The following is a 10,221-nucleotide window of genomic DNA, read 5'->3' as shown; positions in this document are numbered from 1 at the left end:
ACCGCAAGGACGATTTCTTCTCGAATCCGAAGTCGGACCGCGCGAAGGACTTCCTCGCGAAAATCCTGCACTGAGCGATCCCGCGCCGCCGCCCGTTCCACGCCGATGCTCCCGATGAAACGACTGCCTTCCCTCAATGCGCTGCAGGTCTTCGACGTCGTCGCGCGTCACGGCAGCTTCACGCGCGCCGCCGGGCACCTGTGCCTGACGCAGGGCGCCGTGAGCCGGCAAATCCTCGCGCTCGAAAGCTTCTATCAGTTTCCGCTGTTCAAGCGCACGCCCAAGGGGCTGACGCTGACGGCCGAGGGCGAGCTCCTGTTGCCGACGGTGCGCGAAAGCTTCGCGCGCATCGAGGAGGTATCGATGCGCCTGTCGCGCAGGCGCACCGAACTCGCGCTGAAGGTGCCGACCTGCATGATGCAGTGGATGCTGCCGCGCATCATGCGGTTCCAGGCCGACCATCCCGAACTCCAGGTGCAGATCACGACCACGTGGGAGCATCACGTCGATTTCCGCATGGAGCCGTTCGACGCCGCGGTGATCTACGCGCCCGGCGCCGGCCCCGACACACATGCGATCCCGTTGTTCGAGGAACGGCTCACGCCTGTCTGTGCGCCGAGCCTGCTGGACCGGCAGCCGCTCGCGAGCCTCGACGACCTGCTCCGTCACACGCTGCTGCATCCGACACGCGATCACCGCGACTGGAAGCGGTGGCTCGACCATGCGGGCGCGCCGCACGTCGACTCGACGCGCGGGTTGAGCTTCGAGACGCTGGATCTCGCCACACACGCGGCGATCGACGGTTACGGCATCGCGATCGGCGACAGGACGCTGGTTGACGACAGCGTGGCCGCGCACCGGCTCGTGATGCCGTTCGACGTCGCGTTGCCGACGGGGATGGGCTATTACTTCGTGTATCCGGCCGGAACCGAACAGCAGCAGAAGATCCAGCTGTTCGGCGACTGGATCGCGGACGAACGCGCGTGGCGCTGCGGCGACACGCCGGCCGTGCCGCCGTCTCCGCGATCGCCATCGCCATCGCCGGAACTTCCGGACTGAACCGCGTCACGCGAGCGCCGCTCGCGTACGCGGATCTGCCCGGTCATGCGGTCGACGAATCCCGCAGTGAGGAAAACGGTTGTCGTTCCTTTCTCCGCCGTCGTCGGCGACGTAGCGCTCCCACCTGAAACCTGTCGACCAGACGGCCGGCCTCGTCGCGCGAAGCCGCGCGCGCGATCAGCCGATGCTCCGCGCCGTGGATTTCCGGCGTCTCGGACAGGAGCGCCGTGCCGCCGATGCGTTTCAGCAGATCGACGGCCGCGCCGAGCGCGGAATTCCGCGGTCGTCCCCGACTAGCCGTCGGACCGCCCCATCGCAGGCCGGCCGTCAGCCGCGAGGCCGGCACGGTGCTGCGCCGCGCGCCGATCCGCCAGTCATGCCGATGGGCGCCCCCGCGCGATTCAACCCGGACACAACAACCGCAAACTTACGATTGAAAATAAATCTCATTTGCATTAAATTCCGGCCCGCAAATGTACCGTTTGGAACACGGATGCCCGCGCAACGCGGCTCGTGGTGCCCGAACACGAACCAATTTCTCAGGGACGGGTATGAGCAGAAAGAACTGGGCGGCCGCACCGATGGCCATCGCCGTCGGCACGGTCGGGCTGAGCGTCGCCAATGCGCAGGAACTGGTCCTTCCGGCCGTCGAGATCTCGGCGCAGCGCACGAAGGCACCGTTTCGCGCGCCCGACTCGACGAGCGCGACGCGCACCGAGGCGGACGTGATGGAGATTCCGTTCGCGGTCAGCAGCGTCGATACGAAACTCATCCAGACCGTGGCCGCCACCCGCGGCGAAGACCTGTACGACTGGGTCGCTGGCGTCGCGCGGCAGAACAACTTCGGCGGGCTGTGGGACAACTATGCGGTGCGCGGTTTTGCCGGCGACGGCAACACGTCCGGCACCGACTACCTCGTCAACGGCTTCTCGTGGAATCGCGGCATCAGCGTGCCGCGCGACACCGCGACGCTCGAGCGCATGGAAGTCCTCAAGGGCCCCGCGTCCGCGCTGTACGGCCGCGGCGACCCCGGCGGGCTCATCAGCTACACGACGAAGCAGCCGCAGTTCAAGCGCTCGAACACGATCGGCGTGTCGGCCGGCAGCTACGGCGCGCTGCGCGAGACGCTCGATTCGACCGGTCCCGTCACGCAGTCGCTCGCGTACCGCTTCATCGCGATGAACGAGGACAACGGCAGCTTCCGCGACACGGTATCGAGCAAGCGCTACCTGTTCGCGCCGTCGTTCACCTGGGATATCGGCGCGGACACGACACTCCACTACGAATTCGAGACCGCGCGCCAGCGCGCGCCGCTCGATCGCGGCGTGGTCGCGGTCGGCGGGCAGCTCGGCGCGGTGCCGGCGTCGCGGTTCCTGGGCGAGCCGCGCGACGGCGACTACGACGTGCGCAACTCGGGGCACCAGTTCACGCTCGAACATCGCTTCGATGCCGACTGGTCGGTCAACGCCGGCTTCGCGCAGCGCGACACCGACCTGTCCGGCCGCTCGTCCGAAGCGTTCGCGCTGCAGCCGGACGGCCGCACGCTGTGGCGCCGCTACCGGCAGGTCGCGTTTCACTCGAACGACGTGCAGGGGCGCGTCGAAGTGGCCGGCAAGGCCCGCACGGGCGCCATCGACCATGCGTTCGTGATGGGCGTCGATGCGTATCGCTTCAACTACGACCAGTTCGTCGCGCGCTCGACGCCGACGGCCGCGGCGCCGTATGCGATCGACATCTTCGATCCGGTGTACGGCCAGCCGGCGCCCGTGCCGCGCACCGCGACGAACCTGCTCGAGCGCGACGACGGCCAGGGCCTGTACGCGCAGGACACGCTCGCGTTCGGGCCGCACTGGAAAGTGCTCGCCGGGCTGCGCTGGGACCGCTTTCACCAGTCGGTCGAGAATCGCCTGAAGGGCGTGACGACGAGCCAGCTGCAAACGGCGCTGAGCCCGCGGCTCGGCATCGTGTACGAGGCCAGCGCAGCGCTGTCGCTGTATGCGAACACCGCGTACTCGTTCCGGCCGAACAACGGCGCCGACGCGAACGGCCGCGCGTTCGATCCCGAGAAGGGGCACGGCTACGAAGCCGGCGTGAAGTGGGCCGGCACGCGCTGGCTCGCGACCGTCGCCGCGTTCTACGTGAACAAGCGCAACGTGCTGACTGCCGATCCGGCGAATGCCGGGTTCTCGCGTGCGGCCGGCGAAGTGCGCAGTCACGGCGTCGAATTCGAATGGAACGGCGAACTGGGCCACGGCTTGCGCGGCATCGTCAACCTCGCCTACGTCGACGCGCAGGTCACGCGCGACACCGTCCTGACGCCGGGCGCGCGCCTCGTCGACATTCCGCGCCTGAGCGGCAGCGCGCTGCTGATGTACGAAACCGCGCTGCCGCTCGTCGACAAGGCCGGCGCGGGCGCGGGCGTGATCTACGTCGGGCGCCGCGCGGGCAACACCGCGAACACGCAGGACGGCTTCGACCTGCCCGCCTACGCGACCGTGCAGCTCAACGGCTACGTGCAGGTCAACAAGCATCTGCGCGCGTCGGTCGTGCTGAACAACCTGTTCAACCGCACGTACTACGTCAGCTCGTACAACAGCCTGTGGGTCACGCCTGGCGCGCCGCGCAGCCTGTTCGCGTCATTGGCGTATTCGTTCTAGGCCGGCGCGGCGGGTCGACGGGCCGGCGCGGGGCGCGATGCGTCGATGCATCGATTCGGCGATGCGTCGACGTGCCGGGGCCCGCAACCGGCCATCTCGAATCGTCAGGCAGCCAGCCACTGCGCCGCATCCGCCGCATCCACCGGAATCTCCGGATTGAACCGCGTCATGCAGTTCAGGTCGAGCGCGCGGATCTGCTCGGTCATGAAGTCGACGAAGATCCGGATGCGCGTCGGCAGGTGTTGCCGGCTCAGATAGCAGATGTAGTGGCCGCGATCCTGCGGCACATGCTGCGCCAGCGCGACGACGAGTTCGTTCGACGCGAGATGGTCGCGGATCTGGTAGCCGGCCATCTGCGCGATGCCCGATCCGTTCAGCACCGCGCGCAACACGAGATCGGCGTCGTTAAAGGTGCGGCGCGCCGTCGGCAGGTACTTCTGCACGCGGCCGTCCACGTTGAATTCCCATTCGAACAGGCGCCCGCTCGCGAACCGGAAATTGATGCACTCATGGCGGTCGAGGTCCTCGATGCGTTGCGGGAGCCCGTGCGCCGCCACATACGACGGCGCCGCGCAGAGCGCCATCTGCATCGGAATCAGTTGCCGGGCGATGATGCTGGAGTCCTCGATGCGCCCGTTGCGGAACGACACGTCGATCCGCTCGGACACCAGGTCGACGGGCCGGTCGTCGAGCAGCAGATCGACGATGATGTCCGGATAGGCGTCCGCGAATTTTTCCAGCAGCGGCGCCACGATCTTCCTGCCGAACCCCGCAGCCGAGCTGATGCGGATGAGGCCGCGCGGCGGCCCCTGCCGCAACTCCAGCATGTCGTTCATCGCTTCGACGATCTGCGCCACGCCCTGATGGCAGTTCTCGAAGAAGCGCCGGCCCTCGCACGTCAGCTCGGTCGTGCGCGTGGTCCGCTGGAACAGCCGCGTGCTCAGTTGCGCCTCCAGCTTCTGCACGTTGCGGCTCACGGCCGGCCGCCCGACGCCGAGCAGTTCGGCGGCCTTCGTGAAGCTCCCCTCGCTCGCCACCGCAACGAACGCGAGGATGCCCGCATAGCTCGCACCGAAGCTCGCCGACAGCGCATCGGCGCGACCGGCCAGGTCGCGACGAACGCCGTGCTCCGATGTTTCCGAATGATTCATTTCCGCTGCCCCCAAGCATGCTGCTCATACGGATCGGCGCGTCGCCGGCATGCGCCGGCCGACCGCCTGCGTGCGAACGCGATTCAGCGCCCCGCCAGCCACGCGTCGAGGCCGATGCGCCCGAGCCGCGCCGCGCCGAGCGGCACCAGCGACGTTGCCTCGACGCGGCCGCCGAAATAGCGGGCGTCGCGATCGGTCACCACCGCGCGTGTATCGCCGACCGACTTCAGATAGCGCGCGACGATTTCCGCGAACGGCGCGCGATCCGGGCCCGCGATCTCGACCGTGCCGTTCTGCGGCCCGGCGAGCGCGGCCTGCGCGACGAGGGCCGATACGTCCTCCGCGGCGATCGGCTGGAACAGCCCGTCGCCGATGCGCACGGTGCCGTCTTCCGTGCCGGCATCCGCGATGCCGCCGATGAATTCCATGAACTGCGTCGCGCGCACGATCGTGTACGGCACGCCCGCCGCCTCGATCGCCTGCTCCTGCGCGACCTTGGCCAGGAAATAGCCGTTCTCCGGCATGCGGTCGCAGCCGACGATCGACAGCGCGACGTGATGGCGCACGCCCGCGGCCACTTCGGCCTTGCCGAGATTGCGCGCCGACGTGCGGAAGAAATCGAGCACCGCCTGCGGCTCCCATGACGGCGCATTCGCGACGTCCACGACGACGTCCGCGTCCGTCAATGCATCGGTCAGGCCTTCGCCGGTGATGGTATTGACGCCGGTGCGCGGCGATGCGGCGAGCGCCTGGTGGCCGGCTTCCTCGAGCAGCGTGACGACACGCGAGCCGATCAGGCCCGAACCGCCGATGACGACGATCTTCATCGCAAAATCTCCTGACGAATGGATTGCAGTGGAATGTGACGGGCATGACGGCTGCCGGATCAGGTGAACGCGGCGATGACCGTCCATCGCTTGGCGCAATTGTGGAAGAATCATGTCCTATCCAGCAGTGCCAAGAATCGTCGATCGGACTGATCCATGCCGTGCCTGTCCCCGTCATCCGCGAGACCGTCATGTCTGAGCAACCCTCCACCCTGACCATCGAAATCGACCGGCAGCATCGGTTGCCGATCTATCTGCAGATTTGCGAGCGGTTCAGAACCGCGATCGCCGCGGGCCACCTGCGTCCGGGCGATCGCGTGCCCGCGCTGCGCGGCCTCGCGACGCAGCTGAACACCGCGCGCGGCACCGTCGAACAGGCGTACACGATCCTGGTCGACGAGGGTTATCTGCAGATGCGCGGCGCGGCCGGCACGTTCGTCTCGCCGTCACTGCCGAAATCGGTGACGCGGGCGGCGTCCTCGCGTGCCGACGATCCGGCCCGGCACGCCGAGGACGCCGGCCGGCCCCAGCCGCCGGGCATGTCACGCGACAGCCCGCCGCCGCCGCGCGCGCAACCGATCGCCGTCGCGCTGAGCGGCGAGCCGCGCCCGCTGCAGCCCGGGCTGCCCGCGCTCGATGCATTTCCGCGCAAGGTATGGCACCGGCTCGTGTCGCTGCGCGCGCGCAGCGCCGACCGCGCGCTGCTGGGCTACCCGAATCCGGCCGGCTACCGGCCGCTGCGCGAGCACATCGCCACCTATCTCGGGCTGTCGCGCGGCGTCACCTGCGTGCCCGAACAGGTGTTCGTCACCGGCGGCTACCGCGCGACGCTGGAACTCGTGCTGCGCAGCCTCGCGCGCCCGAACGACCGTGTGTGGTTCGAGGATCCCGGCTATCTGCTCGCACGCAGCTTCCTGTCCGAGACCGGTGTGGAACTCGTCCCGGTGCCAGTGGACGCCGAGGGCATCGACGTCGAGCGCGGCCTGCAGCTGGACGCGCACGCGCGCTTCGCGCTCGTGACGCCGTCGCAGCAGAGCCCGCTCGGCCATACGCTGTCGCTGTCGCGGCGCATCGCGCTGCTGGACTGGGCCGAAAAGACGTCGGGCTGGATCGTCGAGGACGACTACGACAGCGAGTTTCGCTACCTCGGCCGCCCGCTGCCGGCGCTGAAGAGTCTCGACCGGCGCGATCACGTGATTTATTGCAGCACCTTCAGCAAGGCGATGTATCCCGGCTTGCGGCTCGCGTATGCGGTCGTGCCGGAACGCGCGGTGGAACGCGTCGAACGCGTGGCCTGCAGCATGAACGCCGGCTCGCCGACGCTCCTGCAGGCGGCCCTTGCGGATTTCATCGAACAGGGGCACTTCGCCCGGCACCTGAAGCGCATGCGCACGCTGTACGGCGAGCGCCGCACGCTGATCGTGAACGCGTTGCGACAGGTGTTCGGCAAGCGACTGATCGTCGAACTGCCGGTGGGCGGCATCCAGTTCGCGGTGCGGTTCACCGACGGCCCCGACGGGCCGGTCGACGACGTCGCCGTCGCCGCACGCGCGCGCGACGCGGGGCTCGCGGTCGTGCCGCTGTCGATCTGGTACACGAACAGCCATACGCAGCAAACGCCGCGCGGCCTCGTCATCGGGTTCGCGAACGTCGCCGACGCGGACGAAGCGCACCGTCACGCACGGACGCTCCTTGCGTGTCTCGGCGGCTGAAGCGCGGCGTGCGGCGTGCGGCTTGCGGCTTGCGGCTTGCGGCTTGCGGCGATGGCGTGCGCCGCGTCGACAGGCGCGGCCGATCCCGGATGGGGGTCCGATTGGTGTCGAACGGGAAACAGACAATCGCACGGAACGGCCATACCGCCCACCTGGGCGCGCCGCTAGCATGGCAGCGTCTTTCTCGCGCAGACGAGCCCGGAGCCGGGCTGCACCGGACGCTTGCCGCATTCCTCATGCCATCGACCGCGCCCGTCCTTCGTTGAAGACGCTTTTTTGCCCGGGCAGTCCTGCCCCTTCGCGGCACGTTTCGACGATCGAATGACCGACGGTCGGCGCGCGTTGCCGAATTCGAGCACGCATCATGGATGACAACACGCTGCAGGCCCCGCCGCTTTCGCTCCTCGACCGGTATCGCGGCCAGGATTTCCAAGCGCTTTACACCACGACCGTCACCGTGTCCGGCGGCGAGACGGGCCACGGCCGGGCCTCCGGCGTGGTCCGCTCGGACGATGGCAATCTCGCCGTCGATCTGCGCCTGCCCACCGAGTGCGGCGGGCCCGGCACCGGGACCAATCCGGAGCAGCTGTTCGCGGCGGGCTTCGCCGCCTGCTTCCACGGCGCGCTCAACCTGCTCGGGACGCGCGCCGGAGTGGAGACGCCGGATACCGCCGTGGAGGTGCAGGTTTCGTTCGGCCGCGATCCGATGGACGGCGGCTACGCGTTGCTCGTCGACGTCCGGGTACGGATGCCCGGCGTCGATCGAAACGTCGCGGAAGAACTGGTGCGTACCGCGGAACGCTTGTGCCCGTATGCAAAGATGGCGCGGCAAGGCACCGTCAACATCGTGACCGTCGTCGACTGATTCGACGTCGAGGCCAACCATGCATCTCGGGAAATCGTACAAGCTCTCGGAATTCCTGATCTGGACGCGCTGGAAAATCTACGAGCTGCTCATCTTCGGATCCGTGCCGGTCGTGCTGTATCAGTTCTTCTCCGTGAGGTGGCTGTCGATACCGCTGACGATCGTGGCGCTGCTCGGCACCGCGACGTCGTTCATCGTCGGCTTCAAGAACGTGCAGACCTACAACCGCGCCATGGACGCGCTGGAAATCTGGACCGAGATCCTGAGCAAGAGCCGCCGCTGGGGCCAGCTCGCGCGCGACTTCGCCGGCGACGACGAGAGCGCCCGGAAGCTGGTCTATCGGCACCTTGCCTGGCTGACCGCATTGCGCTACGACCTGCGCCGCCCGCTGATCTGGGAAAGCACGAGCAAACGCTACAACGCGGAGTACCGCCGGTTCTATCGTGTGCCGGAGTGGGAAAAGGACATCCGGGAATTGCTGCCGGAATACCTGTCCCCGGCCGAAACGGAACAGGCGCTGGCCTCCGCTTCCGTCGCCACGTTCGTGCTGAGCCTGCAGGGCACGTCGCTCAGGACGCTTCACATGGCCGGCCATCTGAATTCGAATTTTTATATGGAGCTTCAAAGGACGATCGGCGACTTCATCGATCTCCAGGCCCGCTCGGAACGGTTCAAGAACTTTCCGTATCCGCGCCAGTACGCGACCGTGAGCTCCCTGTTCGTCCGGTTCTTTTGCCTGTCGCTTCCGTTCGGTCTTCTGAACGAATTCAACCGGCTGAACGACGGCGTGAGCGGCTTCATGCACGGCAACATGGTCTGGCTCGTCGTGCCGTGCAGCGTCGCCGTTTCGTGGATGTACACCTCGCTCGAGCAGGTGGGCGAAAGCACCGAGAACCCGTTCGAGGGCGGCGCGAACGACGTGCCCATTTCCACGCTGTGCAGCACGATCGAGCGCGACCTGAAAGCGATGCTCGGCGAACGCGCCGGCGATCCGTCGAGCCGCACGGTCATTGCGCTGTAGCGCGTCGGCGGCTCGCGTCTGCCCCATCGGCGGCACCGCTGCAGCCGGTGGAACGGCCGACGCAACCGATACGCGGCGTTCTCGCCGCATTGGTGCGAAGCGGGCAATACCATGCATCCCGGGACGATCTGGCCCGGCGACGCGTCTTTGCCTAGCATGCAAGTGCGCGACGACCATCCTTCGGATGGCGGTCGTGGGGAACGACCTGCGGGCAAGCGCCGCGCCGATACGTACGGCCCGGAACCCGCGCGTCGCTCAATACAGGTACCCGGGAGGGATATGGAGAACGAGAGGTTGCAGCCTCCGTCACCGACACTGCTCGACAAATACCGCGGGCACGAATTCGTCGCGCTCTACACGACCACGGTCACCGTGTCCGGCGGCAAGACGGCACACGGCCGCGCATCGGGCGTCGCGCGATCCGACGACGGCTGTCTCGCCCTCGATCTGCGCCTGCCGCGCGAACTCGGCGGCCCCGGCGGCGGCACCAATCCCGAGCAACTGCTCGCAGCCGGCTACGCCGCGTGCTTCCACGGCGCGCTGAGCCTGCTCGCGCAACGCGAGCGGATCGACATCCACGACACGACCGTCGCAGTCGAAGTATCGTTCGGCCGCGATCCGGTCGACGGCGGATATGCGCTCGCCGCCAACGTCACCATCCGCATGCCGGGTGTGGACCTGCAGGTTGCGGAACGCCTGGTCCGCGATACGGAGCGCCTGTGTCCCTATACGAAGATGGCACGGCAGGGCATCCGCGGGGTTGTCGCGGTGTCGGACTGACGAACGTCGGCGGCGCGCCGCCACACCCGGCGCGCGATTGGTTCCGAAGCGGCAATAGAGTGCGCACCTTCCCGGCACTACTGGCCCGTGGGACCTGCAATTACGATGGTTTCCAGGCCGCTCGCGCAATGAATGGTCATGCGCAGCGC

9 protein-coding genes are annotated in these 10,221 nt (G+C 67.7%); 6 read left to right on the top strand and 3 right to left on the bottom strand.

Annotated features, from left to right (window positions below; all coding sequences use genetic code 11):
* Positions 1 to 114 precede the first annotated feature (114 nt).
* The gene (locus DID99_RS33455) at positions 115 to 1,059 is read left to right on the top strand and encodes a LysR substrate-binding domain-containing protein (protein ID WP_260444749.1); all 945 of its coding nucleotides are present in this window, start codon (positions 115 to 117) and stop codon (positions 1,057 to 1,059) included.
* Between the two features lie 43 nt (positions 1,060 to 1,102).
* Here the strand turns inward: DID99_RS33455 and DID99_RS33450 are convergent, their stop codons facing one another.
* On the bottom strand, positions 1,103 to 1,405 hold the full coding sequence (locus tag DID99_RS33450; protein WP_260426292.1) for a UxaA family hydrolase: 303 nt from the start codon (positions 1,403 to 1,405) through the stop codon (positions 1,103 to 1,105).
* Positions 1,406 to 1,610: 205 nt separating this feature from the next.
* Here DID99_RS33450 and DID99_RS33445 point away from each other — a divergent pair, with 205 nt between their 5' ends.
* A complete protein-coding gene (locus DID99_RS33445; protein WP_124668410.1) occupies positions 1,611 to 3,716 on the top strand; it encodes a TonB-dependent siderophore receptor in 2,106 nt (701 codons plus the stop codon).
* Positions 3,717 to 3,820: 104 nt separating this feature from the next.
* Here DID99_RS33445 and DID99_RS33440 read toward each other — a convergent pair whose 3' ends face one another.
* Positions 3,821 to 4,867, bottom strand: coding sequence for a LysR family transcriptional regulator (locus tag DID99_RS33440; RefSeq protein ID WP_124522724.1), 1,047 nt, complete (start codon positions 4,865 to 4,867; stop codon positions 3,821 to 3,823).
* An 83-nt stretch (positions 4,868 to 4,950) separates the two neighbouring features.
* Entirely contained in the window at positions 4,951 to 5,694 is a 744-nt protein-coding gene (locus tag DID99_RS33435; protein WP_124668409.1) for an SDR family oxidoreductase, read from the bottom strand.
* A 191-nt stretch (positions 5,695 to 5,885) separates the two neighbouring features.
* Between DID99_RS33435 and DID99_RS33430 the strand changes: the two genes are divergently transcribed.
* The 4 genes from DID99_RS33430 to DID99_RS33415 all read left to right on the top strand — a co-directional run bounded on the left by DID99_RS33430 (position 5,886) and on the right by DID99_RS33415 (position 10,072).
* A complete protein-coding gene (locus tag DID99_RS33430; protein ID WP_124668408.1) occupies positions 5,886 to 7,406 on the top strand; it encodes a PLP-dependent aminotransferase family protein in 1,521 nt (506 codons plus the stop codon).
* Positions 7,407 to 7,770: 364 nt separating this feature from the next.
* Positions 7,771 to 8,271, top strand: a complete 501-nt coding sequence (locus DID99_RS33425) for an Ohr family peroxiredoxin (protein ID WP_124522721.1) — start codon at positions 7,771 to 7,773, stop codon at positions 8,269 to 8,271.
* 19 nt (positions 8,272 to 8,290) lie between these two features.
* A complete protein-coding gene (locus DID99_RS33420) occupies positions 8,291 to 9,292 on the top strand; it encodes a bestrophin family protein (protein WP_124523456.1) in 1,002 nt (333 codons plus the stop codon).
* 279 nt (positions 9,293 to 9,571) lie between these two features.
* The gene (locus tag DID99_RS33415; RefSeq protein ID WP_124668412.1) at positions 9,572 to 10,072 is read left to right on the top strand and encodes an Ohr family peroxiredoxin; all 501 of its coding nucleotides are present in this window, start codon (positions 9,572 to 9,574) and stop codon (positions 10,070 to 10,072) included.
* The last annotated feature ends 149 nt before the right edge of the window (positions 10,073 to 10,221 follow it).

It is taken from the genome of Burkholderia sp. Bp8986, assembly GCF_003854225.1.
Taxonomy (GTDB): Bacteria; Pseudomonadota; Gammaproteobacteria; order Burkholderiales; family Burkholderiaceae; genus Burkholderia.
This window is presented reverse-complemented; position numbering and strand designations above follow the sequence as displayed.

What these genes read in the sequence shown, in the direction of transcription:
- DID99_RS33435 (WP_124668409.1), bottom strand. Translation starts at nt 5,694, where the DNA reads ATGAAGATCGTCGTCATCGGCGGTTCGGGCCTGATCGGCTCGCGTGTC.
- DID99_RS33440 (WP_124522724.1), bottom strand. Translation starts at nt 4,867, where the DNA reads ATGAATCATTCGGAAACATCGGAGCACGGCGTTCGTCGCGACCTGGCC.
- DID99_RS33425 (WP_124522721.1), top strand. Translation starts at nt 7,771, where the DNA reads ATGGATGACAACACGCTGCAGGCCCCGCCGCTTTCGCTCCTCGACCGG.
- DID99_RS33415 (WP_124668412.1), top strand. Translation starts at nt 9,572, where the DNA reads ATGGAGAACGAGAGGTTGCAGCCTCCGTCACCGACACTGCTCGACAAA.
- DID99_RS33430 (WP_124668408.1), top strand. Translation starts at nt 5,886, where the DNA reads ATGTCTGAGCAACCCTCCACCCTGACCATCGAAATCGACCGGCAGCAT.
- DID99_RS33455 (WP_260444749.1), top strand. Translation starts at nt 115, where the DNA reads ATGAAACGACTGCCTTCCCTCAATGCGCTGCAGGTCTTCGACGTCGTC.
- DID99_RS33420 (WP_124523456.1), top strand. Translation starts at nt 8,291, where the DNA reads ATGCATCTCGGGAAATCGTACAAGCTCTCGGAATTCCTGATCTGGACG.
- DID99_RS33445 (WP_124668410.1), top strand. Translation starts at nt 1,611, where the DNA reads ATGAGCAGAAAGAACTGGGCGGCCGCACCGATGGCCATCGCCGTCGGC.